21 protein-coding genes are annotated in these 20,244 nt (G+C 62.3%); 11 read left to right on the forward strand and 10 right to left on the reverse strand.

Going from position 1 to position 20,244, the window contains the following annotated elements; translation table 11 throughout:
* Positions 1 to 4: 4 nt before the first annotated feature.
* The 3 genes from AC2W7L_RS15325 to AC2W7L_RS15335 are packed head-to-tail and all read left to right on the forward strand — an operon-like array spanning position 5 to position 3,080.
* Positions 5 to 793 (forward strand): alpha/beta hydrolase, encoded by a 789-nt coding sequence (locus AC2W7L_RS15325; protein WP_486005129.1) that lies wholly within the window; start codon positions 5 to 7, stop codon positions 791 to 793.
* Between the two features lie 28 nt (positions 794 to 821).
* Positions 822 to 1,274, forward strand: a complete 453-nt coding sequence (locus AC2W7L_RS15330; RefSeq protein WP_486005130.1) for a YiaA/YiaB family inner membrane protein — start codon at positions 822 to 824, stop codon at positions 1,272 to 1,274.
* A gap of 48 nt (positions 1,275 to 1,322) precedes the next feature.
* A complete protein-coding gene (locus AC2W7L_RS15335; protein WP_486005131.1) occupies positions 1,323 to 3,080 on the forward strand; it encodes a DEDD exonuclease domain-containing protein in 1,758 nt (585 codons plus the stop codon).
* Here AC2W7L_RS15335 and trpD read toward each other — a convergent pair.
* Positions 3,048 to 4,169, reverse strand: coding sequence for an anthranilate phosphoribosyltransferase (trpD, locus tag AC2W7L_RS15340; RefSeq protein ID WP_486005132.1), 1,122 nt, complete (start codon positions 4,167 to 4,169; stop codon positions 3,048 to 3,050). The two genes, AC2W7L_RS15335 and trpD, sit on opposite strands and share 33 nt — an antisense overlap.
* Before the next feature lie 179 nt (positions 4,170 to 4,348).
* Here trpD and ctaE point away from each other — a divergent pair, with 179 nt between their 5' ends.
* From ctaE to qcrB, 4 genes are read left to right on the forward strand one after another with little or no spacing between them, the layout of a single operon-like run.
* Complete coding sequence (ctaE, locus tag AC2W7L_RS15345; RefSeq protein WP_208091502.1) at positions 4,349 to 5,023, forward strand: aa3-type cytochrome oxidase subunit III; 675 nt, start codon at positions 4,349 to 4,351, stop codon at positions 5,021 to 5,023.
* Between the two features lie 57 nt (positions 5,024 to 5,080).
* Positions 5,081 to 5,866: a cytochrome bc1 complex diheme cytochrome c subunit gene (gene qcrC / locus AC2W7L_RS15350; RefSeq protein ID WP_167196143.1), complete on the forward strand. Its 786-nt coding sequence runs from the start codon at positions 5,081 to 5,083 to the stop codon at positions 5,864 to 5,866.
* A gap of 49 nt (positions 5,867 to 5,915) precedes the next feature.
* The gene (qcrA, locus tag AC2W7L_RS15355) at positions 5,916 to 6,959 is read left to right on the forward strand and encodes a cytochrome bc1 complex Rieske iron-sulfur subunit (protein WP_486005133.1); all 1,044 of its coding nucleotides are present in this window, start codon (positions 5,916 to 5,918) and stop codon (positions 6,957 to 6,959) included.
* Positions 6,956 to 8,581 carry a cytochrome bc1 complex cytochrome b subunit gene (gene qcrB / locus AC2W7L_RS15360; RefSeq protein ID WP_486005134.1) on the forward strand — a complete coding sequence of 542 codons (1,626 nt, stop codon included), beginning with the start codon at positions 6,956 to 6,958 and terminating at the stop codon, positions 8,579 to 8,581. The genes qcrA and qcrB overlap by 4 nt, the downstream gene beginning before the upstream one ends.
* Positions 8,582 to 9,019: 438 nt before the next feature.
* On the opposite strand, the gene AC2W7L_RS15365 is transcribed toward qcrB, so the two are convergent.
* Together AC2W7L_RS15365 and AC2W7L_RS15370 are read right to left on the reverse strand one after the other, a co-directional pair.
* Positions 9,020 to 9,421 carry a GlcG/HbpS family heme-binding protein gene (locus tag AC2W7L_RS15365; protein ID WP_486005135.1) on the reverse strand — a complete coding sequence of 134 codons (402 nt, stop codon included), beginning with the start codon at positions 9,419 to 9,421 and terminating at the stop codon, positions 9,020 to 9,022.
* Between the two features lie 29 nt (positions 9,422 to 9,450).
* Positions 9,451 to 10,227 carry an SDR family oxidoreductase gene (locus tag AC2W7L_RS15370; RefSeq protein WP_486005136.1) on the reverse strand — a complete coding sequence of 259 codons (777 nt, stop codon included), beginning with the start codon at positions 10,225 to 10,227 and terminating at the stop codon, positions 9,451 to 9,453.
* Positions 10,228 to 10,327: 100 nt separating this feature from the next.
* On the opposite strand from AC2W7L_RS15370, the gene AC2W7L_RS15375 reads away from it, so the two are divergent.
* From AC2W7L_RS15375 to AC2W7L_RS15385, 3 genes are all read left to right on the forward strand, one after another.
* Complete coding sequence (locus AC2W7L_RS15375) at positions 10,328 to 10,885, forward strand: TetR/AcrR family transcriptional regulator (protein WP_486005137.1); 558 nt, start codon at positions 10,328 to 10,330, stop codon at positions 10,883 to 10,885.
* 230 nt (positions 10,886 to 11,115) lie between these two features.
* A complete protein-coding gene (locus AC2W7L_RS15380; protein WP_486005138.1) occupies positions 11,116 to 11,463 on the forward strand; it encodes a nuclear transport factor 2 family protein in 348 nt (115 codons plus the stop codon).
* A 1,176-nt stretch (positions 11,464 to 12,639) separates the two neighbouring features.
* Positions 12,640 to 12,777, forward strand: coding sequence for a hypothetical protein (locus tag AC2W7L_RS15385; protein WP_486005139.1), 138 nt, complete (start codon positions 12,640 to 12,642; stop codon positions 12,775 to 12,777).
* Between the two features lie 63 nt (positions 12,778 to 12,840).
* Here AC2W7L_RS15385 and AC2W7L_RS15390 read toward each other — a convergent pair whose 3' ends face one another.
* From AC2W7L_RS15390 to AC2W7L_RS15415, 6 genes are all read right to left on the reverse strand, one after another.
* Positions 12,841 to 13,242: a cytochrome c oxidase subunit 4 gene (locus tag AC2W7L_RS15390; RefSeq protein WP_486005140.1), complete on the reverse strand. Its 402-nt coding sequence runs from the start codon at positions 13,240 to 13,242 to the stop codon at positions 12,841 to 12,843.
* Positions 13,239 to 14,936, reverse strand: a complete 1,698-nt coding sequence (gene ctaD, locus AC2W7L_RS15395) for an aa3-type cytochrome oxidase subunit I (RefSeq protein WP_486005141.1) — start codon at positions 14,934 to 14,936, stop codon at positions 13,239 to 13,241. Before ctaD ends, AC2W7L_RS15390 begins: the two co-directional genes overlap by 4 nt.
* Positions 14,933 to 15,805: an aa3-type cytochrome oxidase subunit II gene (ctaC, locus tag AC2W7L_RS15400; RefSeq protein WP_486005142.1), complete on the reverse strand. Its 873-nt coding sequence runs from the start codon at positions 15,803 to 15,805 to the stop codon at positions 14,933 to 14,935. Before ctaC ends, ctaD begins: the two co-directional genes overlap by 4 nt.
* Positions 15,806 to 15,915: 110 nt before the next feature.
* A complete protein-coding gene (gene aat, locus AC2W7L_RS15405) occupies positions 15,916 to 16,593 on the reverse strand; it encodes a leucyl/phenylalanyl-tRNA--protein transferase (protein WP_486005143.1) in 678 nt (225 codons plus the stop codon).
* A 29-nt stretch (positions 16,594 to 16,622) separates the two neighbouring features.
* Positions 16,623 to 16,976, reverse strand: coding sequence for a HesB/IscA family protein (locus tag AC2W7L_RS15410; RefSeq protein WP_025778316.1), 354 nt, complete (start codon positions 16,974 to 16,976; stop codon positions 16,623 to 16,625).
* 79 nt (positions 16,977 to 17,055) lie between these two features.
* Positions 17,056 to 18,432, reverse strand: a complete 1,377-nt coding sequence (locus AC2W7L_RS15415) for a M20/M25/M40 family metallo-hydrolase (RefSeq protein ID WP_486005144.1) — start codon at positions 18,430 to 18,432, stop codon at positions 17,056 to 17,058.
* A 187-nt stretch (positions 18,433 to 18,619) separates the two neighbouring features.
* Here AC2W7L_RS15415 and AC2W7L_RS15420 point away from each other — a divergent pair, with 187 nt between their 5' ends.
* Positions 18,620 to 19,066, forward strand: coding sequence for a DUF3043 domain-containing protein (locus AC2W7L_RS15420; protein WP_486005145.1), 447 nt, complete (start codon positions 18,620 to 18,622; stop codon positions 19,064 to 19,066).
* Here AC2W7L_RS15420 and AC2W7L_RS15425 read toward each other — a convergent pair.
* Positions 19,041 to 20,147: a quinone-dependent dihydroorotate dehydrogenase gene (locus AC2W7L_RS15425; RefSeq protein ID WP_486005146.1), complete on the reverse strand. Its 1,107-nt coding sequence runs from the start codon at positions 20,145 to 20,147 to the stop codon at positions 19,041 to 19,043. The two genes, AC2W7L_RS15420 and AC2W7L_RS15425, sit on opposite strands and share 26 nt — an antisense overlap.
* Positions 20,148 to 20,244: the final 97 nt, after the last annotated feature.

Here is a 20,244-nt window from a genome sequence, read left to right on the forward strand (position 1 = left end):
AACCATGGAGATCGATTTCACACTCAGGGCGGATCCGACGGCCGCCTATCGCAGCCTCGGTGCCGGTTCGTCGACTGCGGTGCTGTTCCTCCACGGACTCACCGGCTCTCCCGTCTCCTGGGTGCCGATCGCCCGCGCGATCGCCGCCGAGGGCATCGACGTCAGCGTTCCCCAGCTGCCCGGACACGGCACCACCTGGCAGGATATGGGCGCCACGGGATGGGCCGACTGGCTCGGCGAGGCGCGTACGGAGCTCGGCCGGCTGCAGGCCGACCATGACCGGGTCATCGTCGTCGGCTTGTCGATGGGTGGAGCCCTGACTCTGGCTCTGGCCGCGGCCGAGGGCGCGCCCGACGAGATCATCGTCGTCAACCCCGCCCTGTATGTCGACTCCCCCTTCGCTCCTCTGCTGCCGGTGCTCCGGCGCGTCGTGCGCACGATCCCGTCCATCGGCGGGGACATCGCCCACCCGGACCGCGACGAGTACGCCTACGACCGGACGCCGGTGGCTCCCTTGGCCACGTTCCATCGTGCGCTGAGCTTCGTGCGCGACGATCTGTGGAAGGTCGACTGCCCCGTCACCGCCATGGTCTCCGGAGAGGACAATGTCGTGGGCCCGCGGACGCTGCGGGCGCTGCGATCGAACCTTCCGCACCCGCCGAGAATCGTCGCTCTGCGTCAGTCCCGGCATGTGGCGACCCTCGATTTCGATGCCAACACCATCGCCGAGGCGGTCCTGCAGGCAGCCCGCCCCGAGGCGGCCGTCCATTCCCCGTCGGAGACCCGGGAATAGCGCGGACCGAGGAATTGCTGAAACGGACATGAACGACGACGGCAGCGCTTCGACTCCCGACGACGAGGGCCGGGACGATTGGCGGCGAGACGTCCCCGATCCAGAGCGGATCGGACACGACCGATCGCGCATCAGCGACGACGAGTGGGACGACCTCGTCCGGCAGATCGCCGAACCCTCGGCGACCGGGGGCGATATGCCCGCCGAGGATGTGCGCGACGCCCTCGAGGATGCCGAGCATTGGGAGCCCGAACCGGCCGAACCGATCGGGTGGCGCACCGCTTCGCCCACTCTGGTGCTGTCCTGGGCCGCAGCCCTCGGCGCAGTCGTGCTGCTGCTCATCGGCGCCATCTTCTTCCGGCCGCTGCCGGGGTGGTACCTGCTCATCGGTCTGGCCGTCGGCATCGGCGGAGCGGTCGGACTGTTCTTCCATCTGCCGAGCCATCGATCGGCCGACGACGGCGACGGATCCTCGGTGTGACCGTACTGACCGCAGTTCATGTCAGCGGGACCTGAGAGACTGAACCTCATGACCGCCCCGTTCGACCGCGCACCCAGCGCACTGCACAACTCCCAGCTGTCCTTCGACAGTCTCGGCACTCCCCTGTCAGACGTGACCTTCGTCATAGTCGACCTCGAGACGACCGGCACCCGGGCCGGGCAGTCGGAGATCACCGAGATCGGTGCGGTCAAGACACGCGGCGGCGAGGTCATCGGCGAATTCCAGACCTTAGTCAAACCCGAACATTCCGTCATCAGCCCGTTCGTCGCCCGGCTCACCGGCATCACGCACGCGATGGTCGATGACGCCCCACCGATCAGCTCCGTTCTGCCGAGCTTTCTGGAGTTCTCCATCGGAGCCGTGCTGGTGGCCCACAATGCGCCTTTCGACATCGGCTTCCTCCGCTCGGCCTGTGAACGTCTCGACTATCACTGGCCGGCGCCCACTGTGCTCGACACCGTCACTCTGGCTCGACGCGTCGTCGGCCGCGACGAAGTGCGCAATCACAAGCTCTCGACCCTCGCCGCACATTTCGGCACCCAGGTCGAACCCGATCACCGTGCTCTCTCCGATGCTCGTGCCACCGGAGAGCTCCTCCACCATCTGTTCGAACGCTTCGGCGGCTATGGAGTGACGACCCTGGAGGAGCTGTCCACCGTCCGCCAGTCGGGCTGGGCGAAGCGGCAGGCGAAATCCCATCTGGCCAAGGGCGTTCCCGCGGAGCCCGGCGTGTACATGTTCCTCGACGGCACGCGTCGTGTGCTCTACATCGGCAAGTCCGGAAATATGGCCAGGCGGGTGCGCGGGTACTTCAACGCCTCGGAGAACCGCGGCCGCATGGCCGAGATGATCACCGCGGCACAGGAGGTCAGCTGCCTTCCCTGCGCCCATGCGCTGGAAGCCGAAGTCCGCGAGATCCGTCTCATCGGTGAGCTCGCTCCGCCGTACAACCGGCGTTCGAAGAACCCGGAACGCAATTCCTGGGTCGTGCTCAGTGATGAGCTGTTCCCTCGGCTGTCGGTGGTCCGAGCGAACTCAGCTCTCGAACGCTCCCCCGCCCCGCCGTTGGGACCGTTCCGATCGCGGAAGTCGGCACAGGCCGTCAAGGAACTCCTCGATACCCTCTACCCGGTCAAGAGGTGCACGGCCACCATCACGAAGCGCAGCCTCGGCGAGCATCGTCCTTGTGTGAGTGCCCAGGTCGGTCAGTGCGGCGGTCCGTGTGCGGGGATCACGGATGCCGATGACTACCGGAAGTCCATCGGTGAGCTCTTCGACCTGCTCGCCGGAGATCTGTCGTCGCTGCAGCGTCTGGCTGCCGAGCGGATGCAGAGACTGGCCGGGGAGGCCAGATTCGAAACGGCCGCCGAGGTCCGTGATGCGATGCGCTCGGCGGTGGCGATCGCGGCACGTGCGGAACAGGTCACGGCGCTGCGGAGAGTTCCCGAACTGGTTGCTGTCGCGCCCGGGTTCGAGGCCGGCTGGGACCTGGCGATCATCCGCCACGGGAAGCTCGCCGGTGCCGGCCATGTGTCAGCCAGGACCGCCATGGGAGATTCCCTGATGGCGCTGCGTTCGACGGCCGAATGGGTCCCTGCCCCCGGCCCGCTGCCCAAGGACACAGATTCACTTCCCGAGGAGACGCGCCTGCTGTCCGGCTGGTTGGAGACCGCCGAACTCATCTCCGTGACCCCCGCAGACGATTGTGGCTGGTCGCTGCCCCGGCAGGGAGCGACCAGCCACGCTCAGAACTCAGGCGCGGTTCGTCTCAGCCACCCGGTGTGAGACGTCGATGAGCTGCTGAAGCTTGTTCGCGCCTCCGCCGTTGTCGATCGTCTCCACCGCAGTCTCGAGCTTGAGAGCCAAGCGCTCGGTGAACGAGCCCACCGCCGATTCGTCGGCGGCGACGAGAGCGGCCGCGGCATTGATCGCCACGATGTCTCGCACGGCCGACCGCTCACCGTCGAGGACCTCTCGGGTGATGGCGGCGTTCTCATCCGGGCCGCCGCCGCGCAGGTCCTCCTTCGTCGCCCGCTCGATGCCGAGATCGAGTGCATCGAAGGTCGTGTGCTCGATCTCGCCGTGGCGGACTTCCCATACGTCGTTGACGGCGGTGTTGCTCAGCTCGTCGAGACCGTCGCGTGACCGGAACACCACGGCCTGGTGGCCGCGTTTGGCCAGGGTGCCGACGACGAGAGGGGCCATCTGGGCGTCGGCGACGCCGATGGCCGTATGCCGTGCCCGAGCCGGGTTCGTCAGAGGGCCGAGGATGTTGAACGCGGTGGGGACGCTGATCTGTCGCCGTACGGCGGCGACGAACTGCATCGACGGGTGGAAGACGTTGGCGAAGCAGAAGGCCAGTCCGACCTCCTGCGCGATCTGACCGGTCTGTTCGGGTGTGATGTCGAAGCGCACACCGAGAGCTTCGAGCACATCGGCCGAACCCGACGCCGACGATGTCGCGCGGTTGCCGTGTTTGACGACCCGCTGTCCGGCCGCGGAGATGATCATGGCTGCGGTCGACGAGATATTCGCCGTCTTCGCACGGTCGCCTCCGGTGCCGACGATGTCGACGGAGTCTTCGAGGCCGGGCAGGGGGACGGCGTGGTCCATCATCGCCGCAACGAGGCCGGCGATCTCCTCGACCGTCTCACCCTTCGTATGGTGAGCGGCGAGAAATGCGGCCATTGTCACATCCGGAGTCTTGCCCGACATGATCTGATCCATCGCCCAAGCCGCCTGATCGCCGTCGAGGTCCTGCTGGTGCATCAGCGCCATGAGCAGGTCGGGCCAGTTCACAGCCGCCGCCGGAACCGTGGTGCTGGCCTCGGAAGCCTGAGCTGCCGAGGTGGTCAAGGGCGTGGAATCGGTCATCCGTTTGAACTCTCACTAGGCGTTGCCGCCGCCCTGATATCTGGGGCGGACCTTACCTGCGGCATACTATCGCGACTTCGACACGCGGGCGGAAGCTGGTTGGGAAACGAGATTTCGGCACCAGATCGCGGTTTTTGCTACGTCGTGTAGAAATTTCTTTCTCGAAACCTGGGTAAAAGATGAAAACTCACCCCGAGACGGGTAATAATGGGGGTGTGTCAACTGCCACTGCATCTCAAACAGCGCCAGCACATCCGGTTGTCAATCGTCCGAATGTGACCACGGTGGGCTTCATCGTGTTCCTCGCGAGCGACCTGATGTTCTTTGCCGCGCTCTTCGCCATGTACTTCACCATCCGGTCCGTCGTTCCGGAGCTGTGGGAGGCGAGGACCCAGATCCTCGACATCCCCTACGCTCTCGGCAACACGCTGATCCTGGTGTCGTCTTCGTTCACCTGCCAGCTCGGAGTGTTCGCAGCAGAGAAGTTCCGCCCCCGGCGGACCGGCTCGCTGTTCAACATCGCCAAATGGGGAATGGTCGAGTGGTTCTACCTCACCTTCGCCCTGGGCGCGATCTTCGTCTCCGGTCAGGTCATGGAGTATGCGACTCTCGTCAGCGAGGGCATCTCCATCAACTCCGACGGCTACGGTTCCGTCTTCTACCTGACAACGGGCTTCCACGGCATCCACGTGACCATCGGACTCATCTGCTTCCTGCTCGTCATCGGACGTGCCTACGGAGCGAAGAAGTTCGGGCACCATGAAGCCACATTCGCAATCTGCGTGTCCTATTACTGGCACTTCGTCGATGTCGTCTGGATCGGTCTGTTCGGCGTCATCTACCTGCTCCAGTAGCCGGCCTGAGATGCTCGGCCCCCAGGACTCACAACACTTCAAGCAAAGGACGATCAAGTGAAGCTTCTAGCAGATCGCCGCAGACATCCCATGGCGCTGGTCGCGCTTCTTCTCGTGGGACTGCTGCTGACCGGCGGAGCCTATGCACTCTTCACGCAGACTTCGAGCGCCAAGGCGGACACAGCCAGCGCCTCTGATATCGAAGAAGGCAAGAAACTCTTCGCGGCCAACTGCGCCACCTGTCACGGCATGAACGCCGAAGGCACGAAGGCCGGACCCGGCCTCATCGGCGTCGGCGCCGCTGCTGTGGACTTCCAGGTCGGCACCGGACGCATGCCGCTGCAGGCCAACGGTCCGCAGGCACGTGTCAAGGAACCGCAGTTCGATGAGGAGCAGACTGCTCAGCTCGCTGCCTACGTTGCTTCGCTCGGCCCCGGACCGGCAGTTCCCGAAGACGAGTACCTCGATGCTTCGAAGGGCGACCCGGCTGCCGGCGGCGGTCTGTTCCGCACCAACTGCGCCATGTGCCACAACGTGGTCGGCTCCGGCGGTGCACTGACCCGCGGCAAGTACGCACCGAACCTTTCCGAGGTCTCCGAGAAGCACCTCTACGAAGCGATGCAGACCGGCCCGCAGAACATGCCGATCTTCAACGATGCGAACCTGACTCCCGAAGACAAGCGCGATGTCATCGCCTACGTCAAGGAAGTCTCGGACAACCCCTCCCCCGGCGGCTTCAAGCTCGGATCGCTGGGACCAGTGGCAGAGGGCCTGTTCATCTGGTTCTTCGGACTTGCCGCTGTCATCGGTCTGACAGTGTGGCTGTCATCCAGGGCCAAGTGAGTCCGACAGTGTCGTTCACCATCAATTACGAGAATAGACGGGGAATTCAATGACCTCGAAAGAGCACTCCGGCGGCGGCAGCCAGCTCGAGGAGTTGAACGGGTTCACGAACCCAGGTCTGCCCGAGCACAAACCGCGACTGTCCGACACGGACCCGCGCGCCGAGAAGGTCGCCGAACGGCAGGTAGCCGCCTGGTTCATCCTCTCGATGATCGGAACCATCTGGTTCATCGTGGCGTACTTCCTGTTCACGCCGGGCGAATCGATGCAGAGCATCCGCCTCCACAACATGTTCGTCGGCCTCGGCGCCGCTGTCGCGATGTTCTCCATCGGCTTCGGTGCAGTGCTCTGGGCCAAGAACCTCATGAGCGATCATGAGGGCATCGACGAACGCCATGACATCGGCGGCAGCGAAGAGGATCAGGCGATTGCGCTCGAGATCCTCCACCAGGCCAAGGAAGAGTCGGGCATAGCCCGCCGTCCGCTGCTGCGCAACACCCTCATCGCAGCGCTGGCGATCGCTCCGCTGCCCGCAGTCCTCGTCTTCCGCGACCTCGGTCCGCTGCCGGGCGACAAGATGTTCAACACGCTCTGGCAGAAGGGCACCCGCCTCATCCGCGATGTCGGCGGAATCCCCTCGGTCGATTCCGAACGTCCGATCAAGGCTGACGAAGTCACAATCGGCTCGGCCTACCACGTCCTGCCTTCGGGCATCGGCGACGAGGAGGTCAGCGAGCACCCGCTGGACGAGAAGGCCAAAGCGGCCGTGCTTCTCATGCGCATCGATCCCAAGGAACTCAAAGAGGATCCGGATCGCAAGGATTGGTCGCACGACGGTATCGTCGCCTACTCGAAGATCTGCACCCACGTCGGCTGCCCCGTCGCACTGTACGAGCACCAGACGCACCACCTGCTGTGCCCCTGCCACCAGTCGACCTTCGACGTGACGGAACACTGCAAGGTCATCTTCGGCCCGGCCAAACGACCGCTTCCTCAGCTGCCCATCACCGTGGACAGCGAAGGCTACCTGGTTGCCCAGTCGGACTTCCCTGAGCCTGTCGGACCTACGTTCTGGGAGATCAACCACCCATGAGTACTACACAGCCAACCACCACCATCGGGAAGGCGGCGAACTTCGCCGAAACCCGCGTCGGGGCATCTGTCCTCGTGCGCGAGTTCGGTCGCAAGATCTTCCCCTCCCACTGGTCGTTCATGCTCGGCGAGGTTGCTCTCTACAGCTTCATCATCGTCGTCCTGTCCGGAACGTTCCTCACGTTCTTCTTCCAGCCGGCCATGGGTGAACTTCACTATGACGGACCCTGGCTGCCGCTGCGCGGAGTCGAGATCTCCGAAGCCTATGACTCGACACTGGCAATCTCCCTGGAGATCCGCGGCGGTCTGTTCATCCGACAGATGCACCACTGGGGTGCGCTGCTCTTCGTCGCCGCATTGAGCGTCCACATGCTTCGTGTGTTCTTCACCGGCGCTTTCCGTCGTCCGCGTGAGCTCAACTGGGTCGTCGGTGTTCTGCTCGTCATCATGGGCATGGCTGCCGGCTTCACCGGCTACTCGCTCCCCGATGACCTGCTCTCGGGCAACGGCCTGCGAATCATCGACGGCATCCTGAAGTCGCTGCCGTTGGTGGGAACCTACATCTCGTTCTTCCTCTTCGGAGGCGAGTTCCCGGGCATCGACATCGTCGCCCGCCTGTACACACTGCACATCATGATCGTGCCTGCACTGCTCATCGCGCTCATCGGCATCCACCTGATGTTCGTCGTGGTGCACAAGCACACCCAGTACCCCGGCGCCGGCAACACCGAGAAGAACGTCGTCGGAGAACCCGTTCTGCCGACCTTCGCGGCCAAGGGCGGAGGCTTCTTCTTCCTCATCTTCGGTCTGCTCTCGCTGATCTCGGCACTGTTCACGATCAACCCGATCTGGAACTACGGTCCGTACGACCCGTCACCGGTCTCTGCAGGTACGCAGCCTGACTGGTACATCGGCTGGGCCGACGGATTCCTCCGCATCGTTCCGGGCTGGTTCGAGTTCTACATCTTCGGATGGCCGATCTCGTTCAACATCAACAGCGCCGTGATCGTCATGGGCGGCGTGTTCGCAGTCATGTTCATCTACCCGTTCTTCGAGGCGTGGCTGCAGAAGGACCATCGGGAACACCACATCCTCGATCGTCCGCGCAACAACCCGACTCGTACCGCCATCGGCGTTGCAGGAATCATCTTCTACTGCAACATGTGGGCGGCCGCATCGGGTGACATCATCGCCGTGTTCTTCCAGATGTCGCTCAACGACATGATCTACATCTTCCGGTTCCTGTTCTTCTTCGGACCGATCATCGGTTATGTCATCACCAAGCGCATGTGCCTTGCACTTCAGCGCAAGGATCGCGAGATCGCTCTGCACGGACGCGAGACGGCACACATCATCCGTCTGCCCCATGGTGAGTTCCTCGAACGTCACGAGGCGCTTCCCCCGCACAAGCTGTGGAAGATCACCGCGTTCGAGTCGCCGGCCTACATTCCGGCTGAACCGAACGCCGACGGCAAGATCACGGGCATGGAGAAGCTCCGTGCACGTCTGTCGCGCTTCTTCTTCGAGGATCGTGTGGCACCGGTGACGAAGCAGGAGCTCGAAGCTTCGCACCATGACCACGATGCGGTCGAGGGTTCGAAGCACAAAGAGATCGGACACTGACTGGTCTGACCAGTGAAGCTCGAGGGGCTCAGCAGTTCAACTGCTGAGCCCCTCGTTCTATTCACCGGAGGATTCTGCTCCTCACCAGTGCACCGCCTCAGCCGGATTCCCCAGGCTTACCCTCTCCTCGGCAGACACGGGTCATCGCTCCCCTGTCCTGCTCATTTCGCAGGGCTCAACGCTCGGCAGCTGCCTCGGACTGTGATCTTCAACGAAAGATGGCGGTGTTCTTTCAACGCTTCGTGACGGTTCTGAGTTCAGATCTCTGACGCTCCTTCGCGTCTTTAGACCGTCTTGTAAATCATGGCTTTTGAGAACCCAATCGGTGTTGCCTACCCGATCGATAGGCTCCCTGGAGAAATTGACGATTCTGCAGACTCCGCGTTCGAGGGTGCCGCCATGCGAATACGCACGGCGGCACCCTCCGACGCCATATTGTTAGCCGGCTGCAGCACGAACGATCTCGGCGTCTTGTTCAGGTGTTCCACCCGAGACTCCAACTGCCCCGATAATTCGCTCGCTCGTGTCGAAGAGCGGAATCCCACCACCCATGAGGAGCAGGCCGCCATTGGTGTGATCGAAGTGAGCGACCGGCTCACCGAGCTGGAGCGGAGCATTCAACGCTTCGCTCGGTGCCTCGAACATGACGGAAGTGCGGGCCTTCGCCAGCGCGAGATCATTCGATGCCAACCATGCTCCATCCATGCGTGCGAAGGCAACGAGATTCGCTCCGGCATCAAGGACCGCGAAGACGGCGTTGAGTCCGAGATCGCGCGCCTTTTCCTGCCCGGCGTCGATGATCTGGGCGGCCCGGTCAAGAGTGATCGTGGGCTGTGACATGTGGTTGAGTCCCTTCGTTTAGTTCTCTCTCAGGCCTTCTGCGTCCACTCGGTTTCCTGCCATTGCTTGGCGGCCTCGATGGTCTCCAGCGGACGCATGGTCCGGTAGTCCGGGCTATCGGAGACGATGGTCTCGACCATCGCATCGACCATCTCCTGCGGATCGGCCTGGTCAGCCAGCGAAGGCCCGAAGTCAGGCATCGGCACATGTGCGGTCTCGGCATCGTGCCATTGAACGTAGCTCTCAGCGCCAGTGTCGTTAAACCCGGTTCCGAAGACTCCGGGATTGATGGTGGCAACCTTGATGCCGAACTGCTCCAGCTCAGCCTTCATAGAGCCAGCGACGGCCTCAATCGCGTGTTTGGTCGCACAGTAAGCGCCGAGGAACGGGACAACGAGGATCCCTCCCATGGACGACGTCCACACGATTCGCCCACCCTGCCGGGCGATCATCTTCGGCGCGATCGCCTGTACCAATTCGAGGTGTCCAAAGAGATTGATGTCGAACGATTCCCGCACCCGCTGCAACGGGATATCGACCATTGCCCCACCTTCCATCACGCCAGCATTGAGGACGAGGACGTCGACGTCAAAAGAACCAGCATGGTTGATATCGATTTCATCGTGCAGGTTGAGCTTGATGACTGAGAGGCCAACACCAGCGTCGTTGGCATCAGCTCTCAGGCTACGTACTTGTGGCCACGTCTCCGCCGCGGCGATGACATCATTACCCCGGCGGGCAAGTTCAAGAGCCGCACCCTGTCCGAAGCCACTGCTGGCACCGGTGATGAGAATTTTCCGGGACATACTTACTCCTCAATGTAACTATCTGGATACTTACCAACACGATGCTTCCACACCACACCCACGTCGTCAATAACTAGATGCTTACCTTTAGAATGAACAAATGCCACCTGATGCCACAGATACCAAGCGACGGATTCTCGCTGCAGCGCGTGCCGAGTTTGCCCAGTACGGGTTGGCTGGCGCGCGAGTGGACCGGATCGCCGAGACAGGACAAGCCAACAAGCGGTCGATCTATGTGCATTTCGGATCGAAGAACGACCTGTTTGATCGAGTCGTGACATCAGCGTTGACCGATATGGCGGAGTCGGTACCGTTCACCGCTGAGGACTTGCCTGCCTATGCGGGGGCGTTGTTTGACTATCTCATTGCACGACCTGAGGTTTTGCGACTGACCACTTGGGCTGGACTTGAGCGAGCTGAGGCGTCACCGAATGAGGTTCAAGCTTATGAGCCGAAAGTGACAGTGCTGACTCAGTTCTTCGGTGAGATGGCAGTCGATGTGCTCGCCCTGCTACTTGGCCAAGTCACTGCATGGCAATCCGCGTCCGCTGCTCTGCGGGCACACGCGCCAGACGATGCGTGGTCAACATCCCGCATTCGGCAGCACCGGGCCCTGCTGATTGCTTCCGTCGAAGCCCTCATTGACGCCGCGAAGTAAGACACAGCACTACCTTCTTCTGGATCTGAGAGCAGATCGAAGGTGTCTCACAACTAAAGTGCCTCAGAACCCATGGGTATTGAGGCGGTCGAGTTTCGAGTGTGAGATTCAACGATGAATGGCGGTGTTCTTGCATCGCTATGTGGCGGTCGCTCGCTTTCCTCCGACAAATGTCCGAGATGTCGCCGCGGCCACTATGCTTGTGCTGACCATATTTCGAAGGAGCAATCATGAGTCAGACACCAAATCTCGTGCAGCAACATATAAATGCTTTCAACAATCGCGACGTCGACGCGCTGCTCACAGACTTTGCGCCTTCGGCCGAGTGGATCACTGGTGACTACACAGTACCCAAAGGGCAACTGCGCGAATTCTTCACCTCCGCGATGGAATCGCTCACGCCCCAGCTCACTCTCCGACGCGCTATCGACGGAGGAAATGCAGTTGCCATCGAAATGACAGAGGCCTGGACCCACGACTCCACCGCAAAATCAGCTGAGCTGATAGCAGTTTTCGATCTAGACGCGGGAAAGATCACGCGAGCGAGGATTTACCGCGAGGGCACCGCAGATCCGTAAGCCCCAGCGTTGGTCTTTCTCGACCGGTAGGCAACTCCGAATCATCAGCTCCGCTCAGCAGTGCATCCATAGCAGACAGTCATCCTCGTGCGAGGATCAACCACCCACGTCCCGGAGCGTACGACAAGTCGCGCACCTCTATGTCTATGAAGCCAGCCGCCGAGAGCGATTGTTCGAACGCTTCTTTGCGGCGAAACCGTAGGGTCAAAGTGGAGTCGATTCGTTCACCATCGCGGTGAAAGATCGTCGGTGATTCGAAGCTCACGAGCTCCTCGTCTATTTTGGTCACCTGTATCCATTCCTCAACTGGTCCTTCGCTGTCGAGCTCGACGAGCCGATGAGTCTGTTCTTCAGTTCAACGCTCCCAACCGCGGTCGGCGGGACGTCGTGCCTCGAAGATGAGGTGCCCTCCTGGCCGAAGGCAGGTCTTGATTGCCTGCAAGGTGGCCATCCAGTCGTCGTCGCTCAAAAACACTTGCGCGACGTTGGCAGTCATCGTAGCGAGATCGAATTGCCCTTGTCGGCGTGGATCAGCCGAAACGTCGACTGTTGTGCCAACGACGGACGACCCTCGATGCAGGCGACCTGGACGGGTCACTGCCAGTGGCAATGGGACATTCGTCCAAGCACGTCTCTGTGCTCAGACGGTACCAGGTGCGGTTGCGTCGGTCCCCAGTGTTGAGGAGTTGCTCTGTGTTCTCTGAGTGACGCTGGCAGCGTTCAGAAGCCCTCCTTCTCGGCCGGAGACCACTCTCGAAGACTTTTCCGATGCGCCTGGGCTCCTACGGCAGCCACGGAGGGCCATTTTCGATGGTTCTACAATGGTCGTTTCTGGCTGGCGAAAATGAGGCGTCAGCAGGGAGGCGCCATCGGGCGAGGAGACGGTCGATGGCCCGGCCCCACTCCCCTGATTCGTTATCGGATGCCGCGCAGCCTCTCAACACATCTGACGCCCTCGCTCGGCCAGGTTGAGTTACGGCGCCGCTTCGGGAGAGCCCGACTCCGTTGCTGCGACATTGTTGGGCCGCCGCACAATCAGTTCAGAAACCGACGCGCTGTATCCTCGCGGAGCGCATTGGTATCCGACCATCGTCACCATGTTCGGAGCCTTCGATACTCGCGTGCTGAACAGTTCATCGGTTTCGAACCTGATGAACAGTCCAAAAGGTGATCCTCGTGAGCAAGAGCGCCGATGCCGGCGCAATCTTGAGGCTGCGCCGGCGCAGCCTGCCGCCGAACTCCGTTTTCTACCCCACACCCGCCATCCCCCTCGGCGAAGATCCCGGTGATACGGGCAAGTCAGCGGTTCTGTGAATAGCACTGTGGCCCGGACTCGACTTGAGTCCGGCACAGTGGCTGCGCGATCAGATCACTGAATCAGTGAGCGAAATCGCCGCGATCATGTTCGTAGGTGAGTCCGACCAGAGCGATGATGCCGAGCACGACACCGAACGGGAAGATCCACCAACCCATGGCGATGCCGTAGAACGCGACAGCAGCTGCAGCAGCAGAGGTGATCGGCCACCAGCTCCACGGGCTGAACATACCGTAGTCGGCATCGGCGTCGGAGATCTCGGCGTCGTCGTTGTCCTGAGGCTGACGACCGACGCGTCGATCCGTCAGCCAGAGGTAGACGCCGATCATCAGGGCCATCAGTCCGACGAGGAGCAGCGCCGGGAATCCGACAAGCTCGGTGAAGTCGGTGAAGAAGCCGTAGAAGATCCCGACTGCGATGAAGAACAGGCCGCAGAGGTTGAAGACGTAGATCGATGACTTCATTTGGCGTTGTCTCCTGTGAGCTGGGGTTCTGCCTGACCGTGACCGCTGTATTCAAGCAGCTCGGGGTGGTTGAGGTCGAAGGCAGGACGTTCGGAGCGGATCCGCGGCAGCGAGGTGAAGTTGTGACGCGGGGGCGGGCAGGATGTAGCCCATTCGAGCGATCCTCCGTAGCCCCATGGATCATCGACCGTCACCTTGGGTGCGTTGCGGTGGGTGATCCACACGTTCCAGAAGAACGGAACCATGGACAGACCCAGCAGCAGCGAGCCGACCGTCGACACCTGGTTCATCCAGGTGAAGCCGTCCTGCGGCAGGTAGTCGGCGTAACGACGCGGCATTCCGTCGACACCCAGCCAGTGCTGGACGAGGAAGGTTCCGTGGAAGCCGATGAACAGCATCCAGAAGTGGATGTGTCCGAGCTTCTCGTTGAGCATCTTGCCCGTCCACTTCGGCCACCAGAAGTAGAATCCGGCGAACATCGCGAAGACGACCGTGCCGAAGACGACGTAGTGGAAGTGGGCCACGACGAAGTAGGTGTCGGACACCTGCTGGTCGAGGGCGGGGCTGGCCAGGATGACGCCGGTGAGTCCACCGAAGAGGAAGGTGGCGAGGAAGCCGATCGACCACACGATGGGCGTCTCGAACGTGATCGAGCCTCTCCACATCGTGCCGATCCAGTTGAAGAATTTCACACCTGTCGGAATCGCGATGAGCATCGTCATGAAGGCGAAGAACGGCAGTGCGACGACGCCCGTGACGTACATGTGGTGGGCCCACACTGTCACCGACAGAGCAGCGATGGCGACCGTCGCGAAGACGAGCTCCTTGTAGCCGAAGACCGGCTTGCGGCTGAATACCGGGAAGATCTCGGTGACGATTCCGAAGAACGGCAAAGCAATGACGTAGACCTCCGGATGGCCGAAGAACCAGAACAAGTGCTGCCAGAGTATGGGACCGCCGTTGCCCGGACTGAACACATGAGAGCCGAGCACACGGTCGGAAGCGAGGACCAGCAGCGCAGCCGCCAGGGGCTGGAAGGCCATGAGCACGAGGATGCCGGTGATCAAAACGTTCCAGGTAAAGATCGGCATGCGGAACATGGTCATGCCTGGGGCACGCATGGTGATCACAGTGGTGATGAAGTTGACGGAGCCGAGGATGGTTCCGAAGCCCTGCAGAGCGAGTCCGAGGACCCACAAGTTACCACCGGCGCCCGGCGTGAACGTCGTATTGCTCAATGGGGCGTAGGCCGTCCAGCCGAAGGATGCCGCACCCTGCGGGGTGAGGAATCCGGAGATGGCCACGAGGCTGCCGAAGAGGTACATCCAGAAGGCGAAGGCATTGAGGCGGGGGAACGCCACATCCGGCGCACCGATCTGCAACGGCATGATGACGTTGGCGAAGCCGGCGAACAGCGGGGTGGCGAACATCAGCAGCATCAATGTGCCGTGCATGGTGAACAGCTGGTTGTACTGTTCCTTCGTCTCGATGATCTGCATGCCGGGCTCGAAGAGCTCGAGGCGGATGATGAGCGCCATCACGCCGCCGACGCAGAAGAAGAAGAACGAGCCGATGAGGTACATGTACCCGATCGTCTTGTGGTCCGTCGACGTGATCCAGTCGACGATGATCTTGCCCTTGCTCCGTGGAACTACTGGAGCGTCAAGAGCCGCCTGATCCATCGTGGCGGTCATTTCTCAGCACCTTCTTTCGGGTACCAGTTGCGGTCGTACTCCGGTCCCAGCTGGCCTGTGTTGCCCTGATCGGCAAGCGACTGCGTGTACTCCTGGAATTCTTCCTTGGACACGACTTTGACGTTGAAGAGCATCTCCGAGTGGTACTCGCCGCAGAGCTCGGCACACTTGCCGACGTATTCGCCTTCCTTCTCGGCACGCAGATGCAGGCTCTGATCGTGACCGGGGATCATGTCGCGCTTCTCGAGGAAGGCGGGGACCCAGAAGGAGTGGATGACGTCGCGGGAGTGCAGGCGGATCTCGAGGTCGGTGTCGACCGGGAGGTAGAGCACGGGTGCGGTCTCTTCCGGCTCCTCGGTGCCGTCGAGCGCAACCTGTGTGCCGGCGTAGTAGACGTTCTCGGTCTCGTAGTTGAAGTCCCAGGCCCACTGTTTGGCGGAGACCTCGATGACCTGTTCGCCGGGGGTCCTATCGTCCGTCGTCTTCTCCATGACCTGGACGGTCTGGAAGAAGAACCCGAGGACGAGGACGACCGGAGTCACGGTGAACAGGATTTCGATCGGCATGCTGTAGCGCATCTGCACCGGCAGGCCGCGATCGTGCTTGCGGCGGCGGTAGGCGACCATGGCCCAGAGGATGAGACCCCAGACGATGAGGCCCACGATGAGGAGCGCGATCCATCCGCCGTTCCACAGCGCTGTATAGGCATCCGTGTGGTTCGTCGCGCCTTGCGATTCGACGGGAAAAAATCCTGTGGCGATCTGCTCTTTCGTGCAACCCGATAGCAACGCCGGTATCAACACGGCGCTCAGAATGCCGAGCCGCTTCGCCCAGGACCGCTGCGGTCCTGACTGATTCGGAGAATCCACGTGCAGCCTTTCACAACGTTCTGCGTCTCCAGGTCAGGCCGAGAGACGTGTACTTACTCTGTCACCCATAAGACTACCGCTACACGCGGTAGAAATTCACCCGCAGGTGTTCATTTGTTGAGAATATCCTGACAGATGCGGCCCCTGAGCGCGGAATCTAGGTGCGCGGAGTACTCGAGGCCGCTGATCTCCGACACGCCGAGGGTCGAGAGATGTGATGTCTGCCACTGCGTATCGATGAGCCAGTCCCCCGGCTTCGTGCCCTCATCCGCCGAGGCGGTCCGGCTCTCTCCGCTGACGACGTCGATGCCGTCGAAGAGTGCGACGAGGTGGGCCAGCGCCGCCTTCGACGCGTCACGCTGAGTGTGGAACATCGATTCGCCGGCGAAGAATGATCCGATGGCGACTCCGTAGAGTCCGCCGACCAGCTCGTCGTCGTTCCAGACCTCCACCGAATGAGCCCAACCGTCGTCGTGGAGGCCCTGATAGAGCTCGATCATCTCCGCGGTGATCCAGCTGCCTGTGCGCCGTGGATCGGCGCAGGAGCGGATGACGTGTCTGAAGGCTCGGTCGGTGGTGAAGGTGAAATGCTTCATCGATTTGCGCAGGCTCTTCGTCACGCGCAAGTCACCGGGAAACAGGACCCCGCGGCGGCGGGGAGCCCACCAACCCATCCGACCGGTCCCGCCGTGGCCGACACCCATCGGGAAGAGACCGGCCCGATACGACAAAAGGACCTGGGACTGCGTGGCCGTGTACGACACGGCACGCAGATCTTCCAGGTCCATGAGAAGCGGTCCTCCTCAGCCGAGGCTGATCAGTGGAACGAATCTCCGCAGGCGCAGGAGCCGCCGGCGTTGGGGTTGTCGATGGTGAAGCCCTGCTTCTCGATGGTGTCGGAGAAGTCGATGGTCGAACCGCTGAGGTAGGGAACGCTCATCCGGTCGACGATGACCTCGACACCGTCGAAGTCGCGCACGGCGTCTCCGTCGAGGAAGCGCTCATCGAAGTAGAGCTGATAGATCAGTCCGGAGCATCCGCCGGGCTGGACAGCCACACGCAGGCGCAGGTCGTCACGACCTTCCTGTTCCAGCAGGCTGCGGACCTTGTCGGCAGCGGTCGACGACAGCTCCACCTCGTGGGTGGCTTCGGCTTTTTCGGTCACAGTCATGGTTACTCCTTCTCGCGTTCCTGTCCCCAGGCTACACCGGTGACAACATCGGTGCCCGGCAAGCTATTCCCCGTTCGTGTCATCGAATGTCGCCGAGGCGCTGCAGCAGCAGGGCTTCGGCGACGATCGCGGCCTTGAAATCGGGCAGGTAGAGCGATTCGTTGGCGCTGTGAGCCCTGGCGTCGGGGTCCTCGACACCCGTGACGAGGATCGACGCGCCGGGGAAGACATCGAGCAGATCGGCGATGAAGGGGATCGATCCGCCGATGCCCATCGTCACCGACTCGGTTCCCCAAGCATCGGTGAGTGCCTGCCGAGCGGTCTGGACCACAGGATCGCTCTCATCGGCCTGCCAGGGGCTGCCGCCCTCGGTCTCACCGATGCTCAGCTGCGCGCCGAAAGGCAGATTCACCCGCAGATGCTCTTCGACGGCCCTGACCGCAGAGGCGGGGGTGTCCCCGGGCGCGAGTCGGATCGAGAGCTTGGCCTTCAGCGAGGACTGCAGGGTGTTCGACGAGACCGCCACATCCGGGATGTCGAGGCCGATGACGGTGATCGACGGCTGGGTCCACAGCCGGGAGGCCAGAGTGCCTGAGCCGATGAGTTCGGTGTCCGGGAGGACTCCGGAATCGGTTCGCAGAGTCGCCTCGTCGTAGTCGATGTCGGTCTCCGCGCTCGAATGCAGGCCGGGGACCGCAACGGAGCCGTTGGCATCGTGGAGAGTGGCCAGCAGCTTCGTCATCGCGAGCATCGCATCCGGTGCCACTCCCCCGTACATTCCCGAATGCACGGCATGGTCTAGGGTGGAGACCTCGAATTCGACGGCGCACATGCCGCGCAGGCTCGTCGTCAGCGCCGGGGTTCCCGCAGCCCAGTTGCCGGAGTCGGCGACGACGATGACATCGGCGCGCAGGCGATCGCGGTAGGTCTCGAGGAAGCTGCGGAAGCTCGGGCTGCCGGCTTCCTCCTCGCCTTCGAAGAAGAGGGTCACACCGACGCCGAGGCGGTCGGCCAGCAGCCGCAGAGCCGTGAGGTGGACCATGATTCCGGCCTTGTCATCGGCGGCTCCCCTGCCGAAGAGCCGATCTCCCTTGCGGGTGGCGACGAACGGCTCGGTGTCCCAGTCCTCGGCGCGTCCGGGCGGCTGGACGTCGTGGTGAGCGTAGAGGAGGACGGTCGGGGCGCCTTCGGGTGCCGGTGCGGAGGCGACGACGGCTGGGTAGCCCGGGGTGCCGTCGGGCTGGTCTGCGCTGAGGATGTCGACGTCGAGGCCGAGGTCGCGTGCCAAGCCGGCTACTGCCTCGGCGCTGGCCGTGACATTCGCGGCGTCGAAGCTCGGCCAGGCGACGGACGGGATGGCCACGAGGTCGGTGAGATTGCTCAGGACCTCGTCGAAGATGGAGTCCAGTTCGGCATGCAATTGTGCACTGTCAAGTGCTGAAGTCGATTCGCTCATTCTCCAAAGGTAGTATTCATCTCGTGTTCGGAAGCAAAAATCTCGCGCGGAAGACGAAACCTCCGCCTCTCAGCCAGTCCATGACGACCTCTCTGCAGAAGCCGACGCCCGGCGCGATGCGGAGGCGAAGAAGGGACGGCCTACGCCCAAGCGCAGCCAACAGGAGTCTGCGCGCCGCCAGCCCCTGGTGAACAAGGATCGCAAGGTTGCGAACAAGAAAGCCAAGGAGCAGCAGCGGCAGGACCGTGATCGCGCGCGCATCGGAATGATGAACGGTGAGGAGAAGTACCTCACCCGCCGTGACAAGGGACCTCAGCGCCGGTACATCCGCGACTACATCGATGCCCGCTTCTCGATCGGCGAGATCTTCATCCCGGCCGCGATCCTCATCCTCGTCATCGCGTTCACCCAGCCGGTGCAGATCCAGCAGTACTTCACCTATGCCGTCTGGGGTCTCATCGCGCTGATCGTCCTCGACGGATTCGTGCTCAACTACATCCTGAAGAACCGTCTGCGCAACAAGTTCGGCGAGGTCGAACGCGGAATCACCTTCTATGCGGTCATGCGCAGCATCCAGCTGCGTCCGCTGCGCATGCCCAAGCCTCAGGTCAAGAGGCGTCAGTACCCCGAGTGAGCAGTCGGCTCGACTCGAGGCCGCGGACGATGCGGCCGGGGAAGAACGGACCGGAGTAGATCATCTCCGAATAGACCTGAACCAGATCGGCGCCCGCGGCCACTCGTGCCCGGGCGTCTTTCGCGTCTGCGACTCCCCCGACGGAGATGACCGTGAGCTCGTCGCCCACGTGCCTCTTCACCAGACGCAGCACCTCGAGCGAGCGTTCGGCCACGGGGCGCCCAGAGATCCCTCCGGCCTGACCTGCGGCGAAGTCCGCCTCGGCGCCGGTGAGCACGGACCGGTCGATCGTCGTATTCGTCGTGATGAGTCCGTCGACGCCGGTGCGCAGAGCCAACTCGCAGATCTCGACCACATCCTCGTCGGCCAGGTCCGGGGCGATCTTGACCAGCAGAGGCACATGTCCCAGCGTCGAGCGCGGACTGTCCACCACCTCGGCGGCCGTGTCGCGGACTGCCGTGATGATCGGCTCCAAGCTGCTCGCGGACTGCAGATCACGCAGACCCGGGGTGTTCGGTGAACTGACATTGATCACGAGATAGTCGGCCAATGGAGCCAGCGCACGAGTCGAGGCCGCGTAGTCGGCCACCGCGTCGGTCGCCTCGACGACCTTCGTCTTTCCGATGTTGATGCCCACGATCGGACGCAGACGCTGTGGGAGGGCGTCGATCTTCGCGCGTTCGGTCGCGATGTTGAACGATGCCTGCCGGGCACCATCGTTGTTGAACCCCATTCGATTGAGCAGAGCGAGGTTCTTCCGCAGACGGAACAGCCGCGGCCGATCATTTCCCGGCTGAGCATGGGCGGTGATCGTTCCGACCTCGATATGGCCGAAGCCCAACGACGACATCGCGCGGACCCCGACGCCGTTCTTGTCGAACCCGGCGGCCAGACCGACGCGATTGGCGAAGGGCAGTCCCATCACCTCGACGGGCCGGACGGTGCCGCGGGCGCAGACGAAGCGGAGCAGACGCCCGAGCAGGGGAATGGAGTCAAGGAGCCGCAGGGCGGTGAACGAGAGGTGATGGGCCCGTTCGGCATCCATCGGAACGAAGAGAAGTCTGAAGATCAATGAGTACACGGAGTCAAGAATATGTCAGAGTCCCTCGGCGCTTCAGCAGGCGCCGGCTTCACCGCTTCAGCACGCGCACGTCTTAGGCATTAGGATCGAATCAACG

Source organism: Brevibacterium sp. LAARM3_SD1 (genome assembly GCF_057364765.1).